Source organism: Caulobacter sp. 05T431 (assembly GCF_056665975.1).
Window position 1 is genome coordinate 1 of sequence record NZ_JBFTKU010000007.1, and the last position, 20,053, is coordinate 20,053.

The following is a 20,053-nucleotide window of genomic DNA, read 5'->3' on the forward strand; positions in this document are numbered from 1 at the left end:
GACCTCTGCCACGCGCAAGGCGTCCAGGCGGGTCCAGGCGCTGGCCACCTCGGCGAAGGCGGCGGCGCGGCGGGGATCGGCCTCGCGCCAGGCGTCCAGGTCCTGTTCGGAAGCACGGCCGGCGTCGAGGCGCGCCAGCCACAGCGAGGCCTCGGCGATCAGCGCGTCTCTGTCTTGATCGCCCGCTTTGGCCATGAACTCGTTCGTTTCCCGATACTGCGGCCATCGCCCGTGGCCAGGGCCTTGGTCAAGAGCTTGAGGCCCTTGGCGAGGTGTTTCTCGACTGTAGAGACGGACAAGTTCAACCTAACCGCTATCTGTCCGGGCGAGAGGCCGTGCATTTTTCGCAAGGTCAGCACTTTTCGGCATTGGGCGGGCAGCCGCTCGAGGGCGGCCAGCACCAGGTCCAGCTCCTGACGAGCGCTGGTCACCGCATAGGCGTCCGGCGCCGGGTCGGGCAGAGCGTCCATCTCCAGCACCCCGATCTGACGGATGCCCACCACCTTGGCGCGGCGGAAGCGTTCGAAGGCCAGGTTGCGGATGATGGTCATCACGAACCGCTCCGGGGCCTCCAGCCGCCGCCACTCGGCCACGCCCAGCACCTTGGCGTAGGCCTCCTGCACCAGGTCCTCGGCGTCGCCCTCGTCGCCGACCAGCTTGCGCGCGTAAGCGCGATAGTTTCCCGCGTAGGGCAGGACGCTGGCGGCGAACCAGCGGTCGATGTCGCGTAGCCAAGCCATGGAAGACGTCCCGCCCCCTCATCGCTGCGCCGGATCCTCGAAGCGCTGAACTAGCCGCATCGTGTGTCGGTTTGCTGACAGGCGCGACCGGCCTTGCCGACGGCGCGGATGGGCTTAGGTGTGGGGACGGCGCAGCGCGAGGACCCCGGCGGTGAGCGATCGGCTCTGGCATGGCCAACTGGACCTCGGCGACCGCTGGGCGATGTGGACCGGCTCGATCGGGGCCAGCGTTCCGCACCGCCACCTGGCCGCCCAGCTGGTGCTGGGCGACACGCCAGTTAGTGTCGTGGACGGCCTGGGCCGCCGCCATACGGCCCGAGCCGTGCTGATCGATCCGCTGGTGCAGCATCGCCTGGAACCGCACGACCAGGCCCGCCAGGTCTTCGTCGAGGCGATGGCCCCCAGCGCCGAGGCCGTGGCCATGCTGACCGCCCTGCGCCCCCTGCCCGACGCGCTGATCCTCAGCTCGCCCAATCCGCGCCTCCAGGCCTGGCGGCGCATCCTGACCGATCTGGAGCCGCACAGGGCCGCGCCCCTGCCCCAGGCGCTGGAGCGCTCGCTGGCGGTGATCGACGCGCGGCTGGCCGAGGGCCCCGTGCCCCTGGCCGTGGCGGCCTGGGCGGCGAACCTGTCGCCCGAGCGCTATCGCCACCTGTTCGTCGAGGCCCTGGGCCTCCCCTATCGCCGCTACCTGCTGTGGCGCCGGGTCCAGCGCGCCTTCGTGGCGCTGAAGGCGGGCGAGGACGTGACCGCCTCGGCCCACCTGGCCGGCTTCGCCGACGCCGCCCACTTCGCCCGGACGCTGAAGGGGATGTTCGGGGTGACGGCGACGCAGATTCCTCTGTAGGGCCGCCCCCAAAAGGTTGTCATCCCGGAAGCCTCGCAGAGGCTGTCCGGGACCCAGGGGACTGGGCGGAAGCGTTGCGGTTCACCTGGGTCCCGGACAAGCGCTGCGCGCTTTCCGGGATGACAACCGTGGGGATGCGATGAAGCGCGGTGGCCCTAGCCGCTACGTTCAAGCGCCCCGCATGCGCCCCGGCCATGCTGCCCCCATGACCGACACCCGCACCCCCGACACCCGCCCCTACGTCCCCGCCCTCGGCCGGCCTGAGCTGACCGGCCTCTACGACCACGTCGTCGCCCTCGTCACCCGCGAGCGGACCTGGCGCACGGCCCTGGTCGCCCTGGCCAATCCCCGGCCCGGCGAGACGATCCTCGACGTCGGCTGCGGCACCGGCGCCCTGGCGATCATGCTCAAGACCRCCTGCCCGGCCGCGCGGATCGTCGGCGTCGATCCTGACCCGGCCATCCTCGACATCGCCGCCGCCAAGGCGCGCAAGGCAGGGGTCGAGATCGACTGGCGCCGGGCCATGGGCGACCGCCTGGCCGAGGTCGCGCCGGGCGGATCGGTCGACAAGGTCGTTTCCAGCCTGGTGCTGCACCAGTGCCCTCTGCCGATGAAGCTGGCCATCCTGCAGGCCATGCACGCGGCGCTGAAGCCCGGCGGGGCGATCGTCGTCGGCGACTACGGCCTGCAGCGCACGGCGCTGATGCGGCTGCTGTTCCGCGTGGTCCAGGCGGTGGACGGCTTCGCCCTCACCGAGCCCAACGCCAAGGGCGTACTGCCCTCGCTGATGGCCCAGGTCGGCTTCGCGGGCGTCGAGGAGCGGCGCGTGATCCCCACCCTGACCGGCTCGATCTCGCTCTACACGGCGGCCTGACCGGAGCCCAAAGGCCTTCCCCGCGTTTGACGTCCATCTGTTTCCGAGGTGGCGTCATGACCGATTTCAATTTCCGCCGGGACCTGATCTCGCGGCCGATCCTGCAATGGGCGCGCGGCGTGATGCCCGCCCTGTCCCAGACCGAGCGCGAGGCGATCGACGCCGGCGACACCTGGTGGGACGCGGCCCTGTTCACCGGCGATCCCGACTGGGACGAACTGCTGGCCTTCCCCGCGCCGAAGCTTCGCCCCGACGAGCAGGCCTTCATCGACGGACCGGTGAACACCCTGTGCGCCATGCTCGACGACTGGAGCATGACCTGGGAGACGCGCGACCTGCCGCCCCAGGCCTGGGCCTATCTGAAGAGCCAGAAGTTCTTCGGCATGATCATCCCCAAGGACTACGGCGGTCTGGGTTTCAGCGCCTTCGGCCATGCCGAGATCGTCCGCAAGATCGCCACCCGCTCGGTGTCGGCGGCGGTGACGGCCATGGTGCCCAACAGCCTGGGCCCGGGCGAGCTGATCATGAAGTTCGGCACGCAGGCCCAGCGCGACCACTGGCTGCCGCGCCTGGCCGACGGGCGCGAGGTGCCCGCCTTCGGCCTGACCAGCCCCGAGGCCGGCTCGGACGCCGGGGCCATGGTCGACGAGGGCGTGGTCTGCCGCGGGACCTGGAAGGGCCAGGACGTGCTGGGCATCCGCCTGAACTGGCACAAGCGCTACATCACCCTGGGACCGGTCTGCACGGTGCTGGGCCTGGCCTTCAAGCTGCGCGACCCCGACGGCCTGCTGGGCGGCGAGGAGGACATCGGCATCACCTGCGCCCTGGTGCCCACCGACACGGCCGGGGTCGAGATCGGCCGCCGCCACCTGCCCGCCTTCCAGACGTTCCAGAACGGACCCAACTGGGGCAAGGACGTCTTCATCCCGATGGACCTGGTGATCGGCGGCGCCGAGCGCGTGGGCCAGGGCTGGAAGATGCTGATGACCGCCCTGGCGGCCGGACGCGGCATTTCGCTGCCGGCGCTGTCGGGCGCGGCGGCGTCGTTCAGCGCCCTGACCACCGGCGCCTACGCCCGCGTGCGCAGCCAGTTCAACGTGCCGATCGGCAAGTTCGAAGGCGTGCAGGAGCGCCTGGCCCGCATCGCCGGCAACGCCTACCTACTGGACGCCGGCCGCCGCCTGACCTGCGCGGGCCTGGACCTGGGCCACCACCCGTCGGTGATCTCGGCCCTGCTGAAGTCGGGCGCCACCGAGCGGATGCGTGTGGTGGTCAACGACGCCATGGACGTGCACGGCGGCAAGGCGGTGATCGAGGGCCCGCGCAACTACATGGGCTCGCAGTACCGGGCCATCCCCGTCGGCATCACGGTCGAGGGGGCTAACATCCTGACCCGCAGCCTGATGGTGTTCGGCCAGGGTGCGATCCGGGCACATCCCTATCTACTGCAGGAGATATTGGCCATCGGCGAGGACGACCGCGCCAAGGGGCTGGCGGACTTCGACGCGGTGTTCTGGAAGCACGTGGCCCATTCCATCCGCACCGGCTTGCGGGCCGTCGGCCACAGCTGGACCGGGGCGGCCTTCGCCCCCGCGCCCGACGCCGGCCGGGCCAGCCGCTTCTATCGCAAGATGGGCCGCTACAGCGCCGCCTTCGCCCTGACCTCGGACATCGCCCTGCTGACCCTGGGCGGCGCGCTGAAGCGCAAGGAGATGCTGTCGGGCCGCCTGGGCGACATCCTGGCCGAGCTCTATTTCCTGTCGGCCGCCCTCAAGCGCTGGGAGGACGAGGGCCGCCACGACGCCGACTTCCCGCTGCTGCAGTGGTGCGTGGACACCGGCTTCGCCACGATCGAGCAGCGCTTCGACGAGGTGTTCGCCAACCTGCCCAACCAGCTGGCCGGCTGGCTGCTGCGGGCGGCGATCCTACCGCTGGGGCCGCGCCGCCGAGGGCCGTCGGACAAGGTCACCACCGCCTGCGCCGAGCTGCTGCTGCACCCTTCGGAGACCCGCGACCGGCTGATCGAGAACGTCTATGTGGGCGGCGCCGACGAGGCCGTCGGCCAGCTGATCGACGCCTTCGAACGCGTGGTCGCCACCCAGCCGATCCACGACCGCCTGCGCGCCCAGAAGATCCGCCACTGGAAGGACGGGGTCGAGGGCGGCTGGGTGTCGGCCGAGGAGATCGCGGCGCTGGAGGCCGCCGACAAGGCCGTGGCGGCGGTGATCGCCGTCGACGACTTCGCGCATGACGGGCTGAGCACCCGGAGCGTCGCCGACGCCCATCCCGCGCCTCCGATCTGGACCGACGGCGTGACGCCCCGACCGGGGTTCGAGGAGCAGCGGACGTTCAGCGGGGTGGGGCCGTAGACGACTTGGGGGACACACACTCACCCATGGGCTTCGCCAGGTCGGCAAGGTCTCAGGGTGAGTGTGTGTCCCCGCCTTCAAACTCCGCGCTTGATTTATAATATAATTGCAGCGACCTTCCGCCCGCCTCCTCAACGAGGCGTGTAAACGTCGGGAGAGAACGTCATGCGGGGCAACCGCTTCATCATCGCCGGGATGGCCGCCAGCCTGCTGAGCCTGAGCGTCGCCCAGGCCGCCCCGGACTCCATGAAGCCCCCGATCTATCTCGGCGTCGACATCTCCTACGCCAACGAGATGGACGACTGCGGCGCGGTCTACAAATCCGGCGGCCAGACCGTCGACCAGTTCCGGTTCTTCAAGTCGGCCGGCGCCAATGTGGCGCGCATCCGCATCTGGAACGATCCGGACTGGACCAAGTACTCGAACCTCGCCGACGTGAAGCGCAGCATCAAGCGCGCCAAGCAGGCCGGCATGCAGGTGCTGCTGGACTTCCACTATTCCGACGACTGGGCCGACGGCGACAAGCAGATCGCCCCCAAGGCCTGGGCCAAGCTGTCCACGCCCGACCAGGCCAAGGCGCTGTACGCCTTCACCCACAACACCCTTCTGGAGCTGAACCGCGAGGGCCTGATGCCCGAGCTGGTGCAGGTGGGCAACGAGACCAACGGCGAGATCGTCTCCAGCCTGGCCAAGGCCAAGGAACCCATCCACTGGGACCGCAACGCCCTGCTGTTCAACGCCGGGATCAAGGCCGTGCGCGACGCCGGCAAGGAGACCGGCAAGCCGCCCCGGGTGATGCTGCACATCGCCCAGCCCGAGAACGCCGAGCCCTGGTTCGCGGCGGCGACCCAGGCGGGCGTCACCGACTACGACATCATCGGCCTCAGCTATTACAGCAAGTGGTCCAAGCGCTCGATGGCCCAGCTGGGCCAGACGATCGACCGCCTGCGCCACACCTACGCCGCCGACGTGCTGGTGGTCGAGACGGCCTATCCGTTCACCACGGAGAACGCCGACAGCTCGCCCAACCTGCTGGGCGAGGATTCGCTGATCGCCGGCTACCCGGCAACGCCGGCCGGCCAGCAGAAGTACCTGGTMGACCTGACCCAGCTGGTGCTGTCCAGCGGCGGCACGGGCGTCTTCTACTGGGAGCCCGCCTGGGTCTCGACCAAGTCGTGCGGCACCCGCTGGGGCAAGGGCTCCAACTGGGAGAACGCGGCGGTGTTTGACTACAAGGGCCAGGACAACGGCAGCGCCGAGGCCTGGCTGAAGCACGCCTATGTCCTGCCGGTCGAGGTGACGTTCAAGGCCAAGGCGGCCGGGGACACCGCCTTCATCGACGGCGACTTCCTGGCCGGCGTCGGGCCGCGTCCCATGGTCCGCGAGGGCGACGCCTTCGTCTACCGCACGCGCCTGACGCCCGGGACCTCGGTGACCGTGGCCACGGCGCCGACGGCGGCGGCCGTGGCCGACGCCTCGGCGGTGACCGCGACGGTGGGGCAGCGGGCCAGCGTGGTGCGGGTGGGGGAGTAAGCCGCTCACCCATCCCTCACCTTTCAATCGTCATCCCGGGCCTTGTGCCCGGGACCCCTGGTTCAGCTTGCACGTGAGACGCAAGCGGACCGCCAGCGGTCCGCCCCTACCGCACCTGCGGCGGATAGAGGGGTCCCGGGCACAAGGCCCGGGATGACGGTGGTTGGTGTCAGGGCTTGGAGCCGTAATCCAAGCTCGGATACCAATCCTCGCCTCGGCCCTCCGGCGTCATGTCCAGGAAGTTCCATAGCGGCGCCGGGTCCGGCGCGCCGCGGGGGTCCTGGCCGGGGTCGGCGCTGTCGCCGGTCATCTCGCCGGACCAGAAGTGGCGGATCACGCCGTCCTGGCGGGTGAAGACGTTGTAGGCCGGGATCTCGTCGCCGTTCGGCAGCAGGCCGAAATAGTCGCGCGAATAGTTCCCGTTCAGGTCGGTGTAGAGCCGCAGGTTCCGCCAGCCGCGCTCCTTCTTGAAGGCCAGCAGCTTGTCGAGCGGCGAGCGGGCCACCACGACCAGCGACATCTTCTGGTCCAGGTCGGCGGCGTTGCCGTCCAGCGGGCCCAGCAGGGCGGTGCACATCGGGCACGGCCGCTCGCGCTGGGGGCCGAACATGTAGCTGTAGACACCGAGGGTCTGCTTGTCGCGGAACAGGCCGGCGAAGTCGACACGGCCCTCCTCGCCCTCGAATTGGTAGTCGCCCCGCACCTCGCCGCCGGGCGGCAGGTCGCGACGCTGCTGGGCCACGCGCTCGAGGTGGCGGCGCAGCTCCAGTTCCTCGGCCAGCAGCGCCGTGCGGGCGGCGCGGTATTCGGGACTCTCGTTGGGGAACCGCACCGGGCTTCGCGCGGCGAGTTCAGCAGCTGGGGTGAGCGTGGGTCGGGCGTCCATGGCGACGGCCTCCGTTTCTGATGTCGACATAACTGAAGACGCACGAGGTGGGTTCTTTGCGACACAGCGGTCCGACAAATCCGCCGTCCCACATGGTGAGGCTTGTCATGTGTGATTGATATGATAAATAAAGGTTCCGCTTGGCGCTCGCGCCGAGACGGAAGCGCTCGCCAGAAGCGCGACGACGCGGACCCCGCGTCCACCTCAAACCGGCCGCCTTTTTCGCGCCGGCGAGTTCACCGCATCACAAACACAGAGCAGCCGCGTCTTTGCGAACGCGGCGCCGTCGTCCCTGGGGGAACCAACGATGACCCACTACAAACTGCTTGCAGCCGCCAGCGGCCTGGCCCTGATGGCCGCCGCCAGCGCCCATGCGCAAAGCGCTCCGGCCCCGGCTTCCGACTCGTCGCAGGTCGACGAAGTCGTCGTCACCGGCGTGCGCAAGAGCCTGCGCGAAGCGCTCGACGTGAAGCGTGGTTCCGACAAGGTCGTCGAAGCCATCTCGGCCAAGGACATCGGTGTCCTGCCCGACGTGACCATCGCCGAATCCATCGCCCGCCTGCCCGGCGTCAACGCCACCCGCGACCGCGGCAACGACAGCCAGGCCGTCGTGCGCGGCCTGGGCGCCCGCCTGGTGCTGGGCACCGTCAACGGCCGCGAAGTCGCCTCGTCCGAGCCGGACCGCAACGTCCGCTGGGAGATTTACCCCTCGGAAGTCGTCCAGGGCGTCCAGGTCTACAAGTCGCAGTCGGCCGACCTGATCGCCGGCGGCGTGGCCGCGACGATCAACATCGATACGATCGCCCCGCTCGACTACAAGGGCCCCGAATTCGTCCTGCGCGCCGGCCCGGTCTTCTACGACGGCGGTAAGGACATCCCGAACTACGACCAGACCGGCTACCGCGCCTCGGGCTCGTGGGTGCACAAGATCAACGACGACCTGGCCATCGTGCTGGGCCTGACCAGCCAGAAGCAGAAGAACGGCTACGTGTCGTTCCAGGGCTGGGGCTACAACGACTCGACCATCCGCCAGCCGGCCGGCGCCAGCGATTCCAGCGGCGATCTGAACGGCGACGGCAAGCTGGACGCCACCCCGTGGGGCGCGCAGCTGGAGGTCAAGAAGCTCAGTCAGAAGCGCAACGGCGTCTCCACCGGCCTGCAGTGGAAGCCCAGCGACAATTTCGAACTGAAGTTCGACGCCCTCTATTCCGACATCAAGATCAACGAGAACCAGGACCAGGCGATCTACGGCTGGAACAACTGGGGCAACTGGGCCAACGGCAACGCCGGCGACTACAACGCCCCGGGCGCGTCCTACACCCTGATCAACAACACGGTCGTGGCCGCCAACCTGGTGTCCAACAACGCGGTGCACAGCGTGATCGCGCGCTACACCGAGGACAAGAAGCTGTTCGTCACCGGCCTGAACGGCAAGTGGACCAACGACGCGTGGACCGTCGTCGGCGACCTGTCCTATTCGAAGGCCGAGCGTGAGAACAACTGGGCGGCGGTGCGCCTGGAAACCTATCCGTCGACGATGTCGTTCGACACCCGCGCCGGCGTGAAGCCGACCGTGAAGCTGACCCAGGACATCACCACCCTGCCGCAGTACAACTCGTGGAAGGGCGGCCAGAACGACGGTCCGGAACACCTGAACGACGAGCTGGCGGCCGGCGCGCTGGACTTCACCCGCGACCTGACGGGCGGGGCGTTCAAGAGCGTCCAGTTCGGCGCGCGGGCGTCCAACCGCACCAAAGACCACAGCATGTTCCAGTTCTACCCCTGGGCCAACGCCGGGGCGGTCGTGCCGGCGAGCATGCTCAGCTACTACAAGGTCAGCGCCTTCGACGTGCCGGCGGTCGTCACGGGCGACTTCGACGCCCTGGCCTCGGTCCTGTACGGCGCGAACGCCTTCGACCCCAGCCATGGCTCGGAGAACCTGGCCCAGCAGTGGAGCGTCAACGAGAAGGTCTTCGAAGGCTACGGCAAGCTGAACTTCGCCGCCGACAGCATCGGCGGCTCGTGGGCGACCGGCAACATCGGTGCCCGCGTGGTGCACACCGAGACCAGCAGCGACGGCCAGCAAGCCAACACGTCCGGCGTGTTCTCGCCGGTGTCCATCGACAACGACTACACCGACATCCTGCCCTCGGCGAACGTGAAGTTCGACTTCGGCGACGGCAAGGTGTTCCGCCTGGGCCTGGCCAAGGTGATCGCCCGTCCGCCGCTGGACGAGCTGCGCGCCAGCCGCACCCTGACCACCTGGTCGCCCTACACCGGCAGCGCCGGCAACCCGACGCTGAAGCCGTTCGAGGCGGTGCAGTTCGACGCCTCGGCCGAATGGTACTTCCGTCCGGAAGCCCTGATCGCGGCCTCGTACTACTACAAGGACGTCAGCTCCTACATCGGCTGGAAGCAGACCCCGATCGCCTACGGCGGCACCACCTACGCCGTCTCCAGCCCGACCAACGGCGGCGACGGCTACATCCAGGGCCTGGAGCTGACCTTCCAGACGCCGTTCTTCTTCCTGCCGGGCCCGTTCGACAAGTTCGGCATCTATTCGAACTACGCCTATGTCAACTCCGACCTGAAGGAGTTCTCGCCGGCCAACAACCCGCTCGACATGACCGGCCTGGCCAAGCACACCGCCACGGTCGACCTGTGGTACGCCAACGGCCCGATCGAAGCGCGCCTGGGCTGGAAGTACCACTCGCCGATGACGGTCATCTACGGCTGGAACGGCGCGGACCTGCAGACCCTGGAGAGCGAGAAGACCCTCGACTTCAGCGCGTCGTACAACATCAACGACCACGTCACGGTCCGCTTCCAGGCCAACAACCTGACCAACGAGGAGCTGCGGATGTACCGCGACAACGATCCCAACCGGATCGGTCGCTACGACGTCTACGGCCGTCGCTACCTCGCCGACGTGACCCTGAAGTTCTAACCCTTTCCGCCACCCCTTCGTCCTGCGGGGGTGGCGGCGACCGGCCCAGAGCGTGGCTTTGCCACGCTCCAGGTCTTCTGATTTGGAGCCTTTGCTTTCGCAAAGGCTCCGGTCCGGTCAAGCTGGGATTCATCACACCTCCCCGATGAGATCCTGCACCTGGGGAGGAAGCCATCCGCGCTTCCTCCCCATTTTTTTGCTTTCCGCGTGAGGACCCCATGGTCGATTTCAGCCGCCGCCAAGCCCTGGCCGCCACCGCCGGCGCCGCCGCTCTTGTCGCCGCCGCTTCCGCCCGCGCCGCTTCGAAGAGCGCGCCCGCCGCGGCCTCGCGCCCCGCCCTTCCCACCGTCGACCTGGCCCCGCGCGAGCGCCTGTCGCTGGACTTCGACTGGCGCTTCAAGCTGGGTCACGCCCAGGACCCGGCCCGCGACTTCGGCTTCGGGGCCAACCAGCGCACCTTCGCCAAGGCCGGCGCGACCGCCGCCAACTGGCAGGTCAGCCAGCTGTCCGACCTTGCCTTCGACGCCGGCGCCTGGGCCCCGGTGACCCTCCCCCACGACTGGGGCGTGGAACTGCCCTTCGTCGACAACCCCGCCTACGTGCCGTCCGGTAAGCCCGACGACGAGGACCTGCGCGCCGCCCACGGCTACAAGCCCCTGGGCCGCGAGTTCCCGGAGACCAGCGTCGGCTGGTACCGCAAGACCTTCGCCCTGCCCGCCGCCGACGCCGGCAAGCGGCTGTCGATCGAGTTCGACGGCGCGATGCGCGACGCCCTGGTCATCGTCAACGGCTACATCCTGGAGCGCGAGGAGAGCGGCTATTCGCCGTTCCGCGTCGACATCACCGACATCGCCAATATCGGCCAGGAAAACAGTCTGGTGGTGCGGGTCGACGCCAGCCTGGGCGAGGGCTGGTTCTACGAGGGCGCGGGTCTCTATCGCCACGTCTGGCTGGTCAAGACCGCCCCGGTGCACGTGCCGCAGTGGGGCGTGTTCGTGCGGGCCAAGGTCGACKGGACGCTGACCATCGACACCGACCTGGTCAATGACGGCGACGCCCGCGCCGAGTTCGAGCTGCTGCACACCGTGCTGGACGCCGCCGGCAAGCCGGTGCTGACCCCCGCCGCCGCGTCCGATCGCCTGCCGGCCTGGGAGCGCCAGACGCTGTCCCTGACCGTGGCCCTGGACAACCCCGTGCTGTGGTCGCTGGAGAGCCCGACCCTCTACACCCTGGTCACCGAGGTGAAGGTGGGCGGCGCGGTCGTCGACCGCCACGTGACCCGCTTCGGCTTCCGCTCGATCGCCTTCGACGGCGCCAAGGGCTTCCTGCTGAACGGCCAGAGCGTGAAGCTGAAGGGGACCTGCAACCACCAGGACCACGCCGGCGTGGGCGCGGCCATCCCCGATGCGCTGCAGGTCTGGCGGCTGGAGCAGMTGAAGTCGATGGGCTGCAACGCCTATCGCGCCGCCCACAATCCGCCGACGCCCGAGCTGCTGGACGCCTGCGACCGCCTGGGCATGGTCGTCATCGACGAGACCCGCCGCATGTCCAGCGACGCGACCTCGCTGGATGAGCTGGAGCGCCTGGTCCGCCGCGACCGCAACCACTCGTCGGTGATCCTGTGGTCGATCGGCAACGAGGAGCCGCAGCAGGGCACCGCGCGCGGCGCCAAGGTGGCCACGACGATGAAGCGGCTGGTCAATCGCCTGGACCCGACCCGTCCGGTCATCGCCGCCATGGACTCAGGCTTCGGCGAGGGCATCAGCGCGGTCATCGACGTGCAGGGCTTCAACTACCGACACGAGAAGATGGACGCGTTCCACGCCAAGTTCCCGGACAAGCCGATCATCGGCACCGAGAGCGCCAGCACCGTGGCCACGCGCGGCGAATACGCCCGCGACGACGCCAAGCTCTATGTGCCCGCCTACGACACCGAGCATCCCTGGTGGGCGACCACGGCCGAGAAGTGGTGGAGCCACGCGGCCGACCGCCCGTGGGTGGCCGGCGGCTTCATCTGGACCGGCTTCGACTATCGCGGCGAGCCGACGCCGTTCAACAAGTGGCCCAGCATCAGCTCGCACTTCGGCGCGCTCGACACCTGCGGCTTCCCGAAGGACAACTATTATTACTACCGCGCCTGGTGGCGGCCCGAGCCGCTGCTGCACCTGCTGCCGCACTGGAATTGGGAAGGCCGCGAGGGCCAGCCGATCGCGGTCTGGGCCCACAGCAACTGCGACAAGGTCGAGCTGTTCCTGAACGGCAAGAGCCAGGGCATCCGCGTTGTCACCCCGAATCACCACGTCGAGTGGTCGGTGCCCTATTCGCCCGGTGTGATCGAGGCCCACGGCTACAAGGGCGGCAAGGTCATCTTGCGCGATCGCCGCGAGACCGCCGACCCGGCCGCCGCCCTGCGCCTGACGGCCGACCGCTCGCGCCTAGCCGCCGACGGCCAGGACGTGGTGGTTTTGAAGGTCGAGGTTCTGGACGCCAAGGGCCGGCCCGTGCCCCGCGCCGACGACCTGGTGACGTTCGCGGTGACGGGTCCGGCCGAGGTGATCGGCGTCGGCAACGGCAATCCGACCAGCCACGAGCCGGACGTGGCGAGCTCGCGCAAGGCGTTCAACGGCCTGTGCCAGGCGATCGTCCGCACACGGCGCGGCCAAGCGGGCGAGCTGCGGGTGACCGCCTCGGCGCCGGGGCTGAAGGCGTCGAGCGTCAGCCTGGCCAGCGCCTGAGATCCGGTTGGGGACACGCCCAAGGGCATGTCCCCGCTCGCGGCCGGGGACATGCGCTCGCGCGTGTCCCCAACCGCTTCCGCGATCAATCCAGCGCCTTGAACCGCACCGCGGCTCCACCGCCCGGGGCCATGTCGAACTCCAGCGAGTCCTTGCTGGTCACCACCTTCTTCGAGATCGCCAGGGCCGTGGTGTTGGTGATGTAGTCCGCGCCGGGACCGTCGGCGTAGATCTGGGCCTCGTAGCGCTTGCCGGGGGCCAGGAAGTCCAGCTTCTGGGTCAGCTTGCGGGCCGTCTCGTCGGTCAGGGCGCCCAGGAACCAGTCCTTGCCGCCGCGCGGCTGGCGGGCCACCACGATGTAGTCGCCGATCTCGCCCTGCAGCGTCTTCGAGGTCTCCCAATCGGTGGGCACGTCGCGGATGAACTGGAAGGCGTCGGGCCGGGCCTCGTAGTTCTCGGGCAGGTCGGCGGCCATCTGGATCGGGCTGTACAGCACCACGTACAGCGCCAGCTGCACCGCGATGGTCGACTGGCCGCGGCGGGTCAGCTCGGTCTTGCCGTGCACCACGTCGAAGACGCCGGGCGTGAAGTCCATCGGCCCGCCCAGCATCCGCGTGAACGGCAGGATCACCGTGTGCTCGGGCGGATTGGTCGGGTTGCCCCAGGCGTTGAACTCCTGGCCCCGCGCGCCTTCGCGGCTCAGCATGTTGGGCCAGGTGCGGCGCAGGCCGGTGTCCTTGACCGGCTCGTGGGCGTCGATCGAGATGTGGTGCTGGGCCGCCACCTGGGCGACGTGCAGGTTGTGGCGGACCATGTACTGGCCGGCGAACCACTGCTGCTCGCCCTGCTGGTCCAGGATCGTGCCGCTGTGGCGGACGTATCCCGTCTTCACCTGCGAGATGCCGACGCTCTCATACAGCTTCATGGCGTCTTCCAGCTGGGCCTCGTAGTTGGGCACCGCCCCGGCCGTCTCGTTGTGGCCGATCAGCTTGACGCCCTTCTTCTTGCCGTAGTCGGTGATCGCCTTGAGGTCGAAGTCCGGATAGGCCTTGGTGAAGCTGAACTTCTCGCCGTTGCTGATCCAGTCGCCGTCCCAGCCCTCGTTCCAGCCTTCCACCAGCACGCCGTCGAAGCCGTACTTGGCCGCGAAGTCCATGTAGCGCTCGGTGTTGGCGGTGTTGGCGCCGTGCTTGGGACCGCTGCCCCAGGTGGACCGCTCCAGGTGCATCTCCCACCAGATGCCGACGTACTTGCCCGGTTTGATCCACGAGGTGTCGGCGATCTTGCTGGGCTCGTTGAGGTTCAGCTCGATGCGGCTGTCGGCCAGGGCGCCGGCGGTCTCGCCGATCAGCACCGTGCGCCACGGGGTGGTGAAGGGTCCGGTCTTCTTGGCCAGGGTCCCGTCCTGCCAGGGCATCAGCCGGGCCTTCAGCGTTCCCGCCCCGTCGCCGGCCAGCAGCATGCTGGGGAAGTCGACCAGGGCCGCCTCGTGGAACGACAGGTACAGGCCCCCGGCCTCGTTGCCCGCCGTGCGCTTCAGGGTCAGCGGCGTCTCGGCCAGGGTGATCCGGCGCGCGTCGGTCTGCTTGTAGAGGTACTCGTCGCGCTCCTGGCCCAGGCCTTCGTACCACCAGGCGTCATAGGCCCCGACCGGCTTGAAGGCGGTGCGGTCGTCGGTGACGGACACGTTCTGGCCGGCCGGAATGGCGCCGTAGGCGTAGCGGAAGCCCAGGCCGTCGTCGAACAGCCGGAAGGTGACGTCGAAGCTCTTGCTCAGCGGCGTGTCGCCGGCCAGCGAGACGGTCAGCTCCAAGTGGTTGTCGCGGATCACCCGCTGCTCGCCCCAAGGCTGCTCCCAGGTGGTGTCGGACGCGCCGCGCTTGGCGGCGGTCAGGGCGGTGATCCGGGCGGCGGGTTCGCCGGCGAAGGTCAGGCCCAGGGGCGCGGCCGCCAGCACCGGCTTGCCGCCGCGCGACACCTCGTAGAAGGCCGAGCCGTCCTTGGTGAAGACGCAGACCTCGATCACCTTGCCGGGCGACTGGGCGCACTCGCGATCCGCGGCGGCCGCGACGGCAGGGGCGGCCAGGGCGCTCAGCAGGGCGCCGAACAGGGCCGTGGTTCGCAACATCATCGAACGGTCTCTTTCGTCAGAAGGAAGGTGGGCGTCAGAAGAAAAAAGGGCGTCTCGGCTCCGCAGGCCAAAGCCGAGACGCAGGGGAGGACTTGTCCCGTCGTCCGCGCCCGGAGGCCGGCGACGACATGGCGGAGGGAGCGGCGCATCAGGAGGTCACCGCCTCGATGAAGCCGTTGGCGGTCAGCCGGCCCCGGGCCGGATCGGCCTCGCCCGCCTCGGGCGCCAGCAGCGCCGAGTGCAGCACGTGGTTGCGATAGACGATCAGCCGGTTGAACACGCCTTCGGCCTGGCCGATCAGATCGTAGTCGGCCATGCCGGCCCCCGGATAGACGGACACGCCGACGCCGCGCTCGGCCAGCTGGGCCTGGGCCACGGCCACATAGGTCGCGTGGCGGTCCTGGTCGACGCTCTCGAAGCCGGTGGCCTTGTGGCGGAAGAAGCCGGTGCCGCCGTGGTCGCCCCGGCACAGGTAGTGGACCATGGCCAGCCGGTTCGGATCGGGCCCGTCGTGGTGCGGGATCTTCTGCACCGGCTGGGCGTCGCGCGCCGACGTCGTGGCCAGGCCGAAATAGCCGAAATACTTGACGTAGACATCGCTGGGCAGGCCGAACGCCGCGGCGATCGGCCCGCGCAGGGCGGTGACCACCGTGCGGTAGTACGACTCCGGCAGGTTGGCGTTCAGGCCCGGATAGTTGGTGTGCGGCGGGCTGTAGAAGTCCGCCTGGCGCGCGGCCTCGATCATCGCGTTCGGATCGTCCAGCACGTCGTCGACGACCAGCAGCGGCTGGCGCTCCTCGCCCAGGTGGAGGAGCTGGAGCCGGATCTGGCGACCGAGCAGCAAGGGGGGAACGGCGATGGCTGCGGTCATGCGCCGCCCTTCAGGAAGGCCATCTTCAGCTGGCGCGCCAGGTTAGCGCGGAACGACGGGCTCATCGGCCCCAGCGCGCCCTTCAGCCCGTCGGGGATGTGGGCCGTCGCCTCGCCGTCGCCGGCGAAGACATAGGCCTCGAACATCGCCCGCCAGTAGGCGCGCTCGCCCGGGGGCAGGTCCTTGAAGGCCAGAAGCGCGGTCAGGAAGACGTCGTTGACCCGCTCCAGCCCCGCGCCCGTGTCGCCCCACCACCAGTTGACCATGGCGTTGTAGGGCGCGAGCGAGGTGACGTGGTGCCACCAGTATTTCGGCACGAACAGGGCGTCGCCCGGCTCCAGCCAGGCGACCTGGGCGGCGGCGTAGGCGTCGCGGTAGCGCGGGAACCGCGCCAGGTCCGGAGCCTCGGGATCAACCAGGGACAGCGGCGGCGGATTGTCCAGCGGACCGACATAGAGGTTGGCCACCTCCGTCGGCGGGAACAGCACGAAGCGGCGGCGGCCGGCGATCACGCCGGCCAGGTTGTGGTCGCGGTCGTTGTGGGTCTGGGTGCGCACGGCCCCGCCGATCCACAGACGCGGCATGACCTGCGGCGGCAGGAGCGGGCTCGGGTTCTCGCGCACGAACGCCGGCATGTGGCTGGCCAGGGGCAGCATCTGGATGGCCACGAACGGCGCATCCGGGTCGCCCAGCAGGCGCGCGATGCGGTCCAGGGTCTCGCCGATCCCGGCCTGGCGCTTGGAGAAGGCGAACTCGCGCTGGTCGGCGCCGTAGCCGAAGCGGCCGCCGGTGGCGGCGGGGGCCTCCATGACCGGGGCCGGGGCGCCGGTGTCCATGGCTTTCAAATAGGCGTTCAGGGCGGCGGGGCCCTGGCGGCCAGCAGCCAGGGCGGGCCAGGTCTCCAGCAGGCCGTGGATCACCACCGGCCGTTCGGCTCGGACGATCGCGTCGAAGTCGGCCGGCGACGCGCACGCGGCCGTCGCCACGCGCGGCAGGGCGTCGATGTCGCAAGGCTGGATCATGCCGCCGCCGTCCATCAGCAGAAGCTTTCCAGATAGAGGTCGTGGGTCGGCTGCTTCAGCGCCTGGTCCTTGATGAAGGACAGGATGCGCCGGAACTCGCCCTTCACGACCTCGGGCGGGGTGCGGTCGATCATCGGCGCGTGGGTCTCGGGCGTCAGGCCGTGACCGGTCAGCAGGGCCCGCCAGCTGTCGGCGACGAAGGTCTCGTGCTCCGAAGGCGGGATGTCGCCGCGCGCCTGGAAGGTGGCGATCTTGTGGGCCAGCACGTCCGAGGCCGCCGCCGCCCGGGCCCGCTCCCAGAACGGCGCCTTGGCGTAGCGGTTGGCCACGTAGTGGGCCGACTGGAAGTCGCGCAGGCGCTCGTACGCCTCGCGCATCGTGTCGTTGTAGGCCGCCCGCTCGGCCGCGAAGTCGGCCGCCACCGGGAACAGCGGCAGCAGGTGGACCAGTCCCAGCTGCACGGCCTGCAGGTCGACGCCGTGCACCGGGTCGAAGGCGCAGGCCGCCTCGCCCACCGCCACGCAGTTGCGGCTCCAGGCCTGGACGCGCCGCCCCGGATCGCTGACCGAGACCACGGCGTCGGCCAGGACCAGGCCGGAGACGCGGCTCGCCATCTCGAAGGCCTGGTCGTCCGTGCACAGATCGCCGGCATAGGCCTGGACCACATGGGTCGCCGCCTGGCTGGGATGCAGCCCCACCCAGCCGCGCGCCCAGGCGCGGATGTCGGCATAGGGCGGCAGGGACGCGAAGCGCGGCCCCTGAGCCCGCAGCACGCGGTCGGCCGGGAAGTGCCCGCGCCAGCTTTCGCGCGCCACGCCCAGGGCGGTCATCAGCACCGCCTCGCCRCCCGTGGCGTCGACGAACAGGTCGCCCCGGACGCTGCGGCCTTCGCCCAGGTCCAGGGCGGCGATCTCGCCGTCGGCGTCGATCGTCGGCGCGACCGACAGGGCCTGGAGCAGCTCGACGCCCAGCCGCTTGGCCAGGCCCTTCAGCGCCGCGGCGTAGGCCAGGGCGGGCAGGTGGTAGCCGTAGTCGGTGCGGCCGAAGACCTCCGTCTCGTCGTCGGGCAGCAGCACCCGGCCCTGGCGGGCGGCGGCGGCGGTCAGCGAGAACTCGTCCAGGCCGACGTTCAGACCCAGGCCCCGGGCCTTCAGCCAGAACGGGAAGAAGTCGCGGTTGTCGATCGGCGCGCCATAGGTGCCGTGGGCGTGGAAGAAGGCCGGGGTCGCGCCCGAGACGTCGGCGAAGTTCTGGCCCAGCGAGAAGGCGCCGCGTGTGGCGCGCAGCAGGGCCGCCTCGTCCAGGCCCAGCATCCCGTGCAGGGCCTCCAGCGGCGGCAGGCTGGCGTGGACGTCGGCGGGCGTCAGGCGGGTGGGCAGCTCCACCGCCGTGACGCTGACCCCGGCCGGGCGCAGGGCCGCGCGCAGCACGCAGGCCGACAGCCACAGGGCCGCGTCGCGCCCCACCACGACGATGCTGTTGGGCGCGCTCATCACGACACCGCCCGCACGGCCTGGACCGGTCCGCCGAGGTCTCCGGGCGCGTAGCGGGCCAGGAAGTCGGCGTGGTTGGTCATGGTGGCGACATTGCCGTCGATCCGCGCCTTCAGGTCGGCCAGGCGGGTCTCCAGGTCGTCCAGCGTCAGGCTCTCGGCCAGGCGGTCGTGGGCGCGGGGGACCAGCCCCTGGCCCTCCAGCACCGACAGCCAGCTGTCGCGCGAGAACAGGCCGTACTGGTAGTTGGGCAGGGCCGCGCGGCGCTCGAACAGCTCCATCTTAGCGGCCAGGCTGTCGGGGATCGCCATGGTCCGCACGTGGTCCCACAGCGGCTCGCCGAACCGGCTGTTGGCGCGGTAGTGCAGGATCAGGAAGTCGCGGACCCGGTCGTACTGGATCTCGAACAGGCGATTGAACTCGGCGACCAGGCGCGGGTCCATGCGGTCGCCGTCGCCCGGGGTCGGCATCAGGTTGGCCAGGTCGATCACGGCGGCCTGGATCAGGAAGATGCTGGTCGACTCCAGGGGCTCGAGGAAGCCGCTGGACAGGCCCATGGCCACGACATTGCCGCTCCAGCCGCGCACGCGGCGGCCGGCCTTGAAGCGCAGCAGGCGCGGCTCGTCCAGGGCCGGGCCGTCCAGCTTGGCCAGCAGGGTCTCGCGCGCTTGGTCTTCATCGAGGAAGGCGCTGGAGAAGACGTAGCCGTTGCCGGTGCGGTGCTGCAGCGGGATGCGCCAGCGCCAGCCGCCCAGGTCGGCGCTGGCCCGCGTGTAGGGCGTCAGGCCGTCGCCGCCGGTCGCGCAGGGCACGGCCAGGGCGCGGTCGCAGGGCAGCCAGTGGCCCCAGTCCTGCCAGGCCACCTCCATCTGGCCGGCCAGCAGCAGCGAACGGAAGCCCGTGCAGTCGATGAAGAGGTCGCCCTGGATCACGGCGCCCGACTTCAGGGTCAGGCTCCGCAGCTGGCCCGAGGCCGTGTCGCGGGCGATGTCGGCGACCAGGCCCTCGATCCGCTTCACGCCCCGCGCGGTCGCCCAGCGCCGCAGGAAGCCCGCATAGAGGCTGGCGTCGAAATGGTAGGCGTAGGCGTAGGTCGAGCGGATCGACTTGTCGTCCTGGTTGGGGAACTCGAAGGCGTTCGCGCGGGCCGCGGCCACGGCGTAGGAATAGGCCTGCAGCGGCGCGACCTCGCGCCCGGCGTTCCTGGCCCTCACCCAGTGATGCTGGAAGTCCACCCCGTTCCACGGCTCGCCGAACGTGCCGAACGGATGGATGTAGCGGTCGCCGGGGCGGTTCCAGTCGCGGAACTCGATGCCCAGCTTGATGGAGCCCTGGGTCTCGCGCAGGAACTGCGCCTCGTCGATCCCCAGCATGTCGTTGTAGGTCTTGATGTGCGGCAGGGTGGCTTCGCCGACCCCCACCGTGCCGATCTCGTCGGACTCGATCAGTGTCAGGTCATACGCCTTCGGGTCCAGCAGCCGCGCCAGGCCGGCCGCGCACATCCAGCCGGCCGTGCCGCCGCCGACGATCACGACCTTCAGGGTCGCGCCCTTGTCCGTGTGCATTGGTCCTGGCCTCCCGTTTACGCCGGAACCGACGCCGCCG

Annotated in this window: 14 protein-coding genes; 6 read left to right on the plus strand and 8 right to left on the minus strand. The window is 69.7% G+C overall.

Going from position 1 to position 20,053, the window contains the following annotated elements:
* Window positions 1–195: DUF4880 domain-containing protein (locus AC1U89_RS08400; RefSeq protein ID WP_479899262.1), on the minus strand; the 195-nt coding region annotated here is incomplete at its 3' end.
* Window positions 159–740 carry an RNA polymerase sigma factor gene (locus AC1U89_RS08405; protein ID WP_479899263.1) on the minus strand — a complete coding sequence of 194 codons (582 nt, stop codon included), beginning with the start codon at window positions 738–740 and terminating at the stop codon, window positions 159–161. The genes AC1U89_RS08405 and AC1U89_RS08400, both read right to left, overlap by 37 nt.
* Before the next feature lie 151 nt (window positions 741–891).
* Between AC1U89_RS08405 and AC1U89_RS08410 the strand changes: the two genes are divergently transcribed.
* From AC1U89_RS08410 to AC1U89_RS08425, 4 genes are all read left to right on the plus strand, one after another.
* Window positions 892–1,587, plus strand: coding sequence for a helix-turn-helix transcriptional regulator (locus AC1U89_RS08410; RefSeq protein WP_479899264.1), 696 nt, complete (start codon window positions 892–894; stop codon window positions 1,585–1,587).
* 205 nt (window positions 1,588–1,792) lie between these two features.
* Entirely contained in the window at window positions 1,793–2,461 is a 669-nt protein-coding gene (locus AC1U89_RS08415; RefSeq protein WP_479899265.1) for a class I SAM-dependent methyltransferase, read from the plus strand.
* A 56-nt stretch (window positions 2,462–2,517) separates the two neighbouring features.
* Complete coding sequence (locus tag AC1U89_RS08420) at window positions 2,518–4,830, plus strand: acyl-CoA dehydrogenase (protein WP_479899266.1); 2,313 nt, start codon at window positions 2,518–2,520, stop codon at window positions 4,828–4,830.
* A gap of 165 nt (window positions 4,831–4,995) precedes the next feature.
* The gene (locus AC1U89_RS08425) at window positions 4,996–6,363 is read left to right on the plus strand and encodes a glycoside hydrolase family 53 protein (RefSeq protein ID WP_479899267.1); all 1,368 of its coding nucleotides are present in this window, start codon (window positions 4,996–4,998) and stop codon (window positions 6,361–6,363) included.
* A 169-nt stretch (window positions 6,364–6,532) separates the two neighbouring features.
* On the opposite strand, the gene AC1U89_RS08430 is transcribed toward AC1U89_RS08425, so the two are convergent.
* A complete protein-coding gene (locus AC1U89_RS08430; RefSeq protein ID WP_479899268.1) occupies window positions 6,533–7,249 on the minus strand; it encodes a DUF899 family protein in 717 nt (238 codons plus the stop codon).
* A gap of 307 nt (window positions 7,250–7,556) precedes the next feature.
* Between AC1U89_RS08430 and AC1U89_RS08435 the strand changes: the two genes are divergently transcribed.
* The gene (locus AC1U89_RS08435) at window positions 7,557–10,196 is read left to right on the plus strand and encodes a TonB-dependent receptor (protein ID WP_479899269.1); all 2,640 of its coding nucleotides are present in this window, start codon (window positions 7,557–7,559) and stop codon (window positions 10,194–10,196) included.
* Between the two features lie 218 nt (window positions 10,197–10,414).
* Window positions 10,415–12,931: a beta-galactosidase GalA gene (galA, locus tag AC1U89_RS08440; RefSeq protein ID WP_479899270.1), complete on the plus strand. Its 2,517-nt coding sequence runs from the start codon at window positions 10,415–10,417 to the stop codon at window positions 12,929–12,931.
* An 85-nt stretch (window positions 12,932–13,016) separates the two neighbouring features.
* On the opposite strand, the gene AC1U89_RS08445 is transcribed toward galA, so the two are convergent.
* The 5 genes from AC1U89_RS08445 to AC1U89_RS08465 form a co-directional block, all read right to left on the minus strand.
* Window positions 13,017–15,062, minus strand: a complete 2,046-nt coding sequence (locus AC1U89_RS08445; RefSeq protein WP_479899271.1) for a glycoside hydrolase family 97 protein — start codon at window positions 15,060–15,062, stop codon at window positions 13,017–13,019.
* A gap of 148 nt (window positions 15,063–15,210) precedes the next feature.
* Window positions 15,211–15,933 carry a DUF6445 family protein gene (locus AC1U89_RS08450; RefSeq protein WP_479899272.1) on the minus strand — a complete coding sequence of 241 codons (723 nt, stop codon included), beginning with the start codon at window positions 15,931–15,933 and terminating at the stop codon, window positions 15,211–15,213.
* The gene (locus AC1U89_RS08455; RefSeq protein WP_479899273.1) at window positions 15,930–16,955 is read right to left on the minus strand and encodes a cupin-like domain-containing protein; all 1,026 of its coding nucleotides are present in this window, start codon (window positions 16,953–16,955) and stop codon (window positions 15,930–15,932) included. Before AC1U89_RS08455 ends, AC1U89_RS08450 begins: the two co-directional genes overlap by 4 nt.
* Before the next feature lie 14 nt (window positions 16,956–16,969).
* On the minus strand, window positions 16,970–18,448 hold the full coding sequence (locus AC1U89_RS08460) for a tryptophan 7-halogenase (RefSeq protein ID WP_479899274.1): 1,479 nt from the start codon (window positions 18,446–18,448) through the stop codon (window positions 16,970–16,972).
* Entirely contained in the window at window positions 18,448–20,013 is a 1,566-nt protein-coding gene (locus AC1U89_RS08465; protein ID WP_479899275.1) for a tryptophan halogenase family protein, read from the minus strand. The genes AC1U89_RS08460 and AC1U89_RS08465 overlap by 1 nt, the downstream gene beginning before the upstream one ends.
* Window positions 20,014–20,053 lie beyond the last annotated feature (40 nt).

Coding starts and splice junctions, on each gene's coding strand:
- AC1U89_RS08455 (WP_479899273.1), bottom strand. CDS start 16,955: ATGATCCAGCCTTGCGACATCGACGCCCTGCCGCGCGTGGCGACGGCC.
- AC1U89_RS08465 (WP_479899275.1), bottom strand. CDS start 20,013: ATGCACACGGACAAGGGCGCGACCCTGAAGGTCGTGATCGTCGGCGGC.
- AC1U89_RS08445 (WP_479899271.1), bottom strand. CDS start 15,062: ATGATGTTGCGAACCACGGCCCTGTTCGGCGCCCTGCTGAGCGCCCTG.
- AC1U89_RS08450 (WP_479899272.1), bottom strand. CDS start 15,933: ATGACCGCAGCCATCGCCGTTCCCCCCTTGCTGCTCGGTCGCCAGATC.
- AC1U89_RS08435 (WP_479899269.1), top strand. CDS start 7,557: ATGACCCACTACAAACTGCTTGCAGCCGCCAGCGGCCTGGCCCTGATG.
- AC1U89_RS08430 (WP_479899268.1), bottom strand. CDS start 7,249: ATGGACGCCCGACCCACGCTCACCCCAGCTGCTGAACTCGCCGCGCGA.
- AC1U89_RS08405 (WP_479899263.1), bottom strand. CDS start 740: ATGGCTTGGCTACGCGACATCGACCGCTGGTTCGCCGCCAGCGTCCTG.
- AC1U89_RS08420 (WP_479899266.1), top strand. CDS start 2,518: ATGACCGATTTCAATTTCCGCCGGGACCTGATCTCGCGGCCGATCCTG.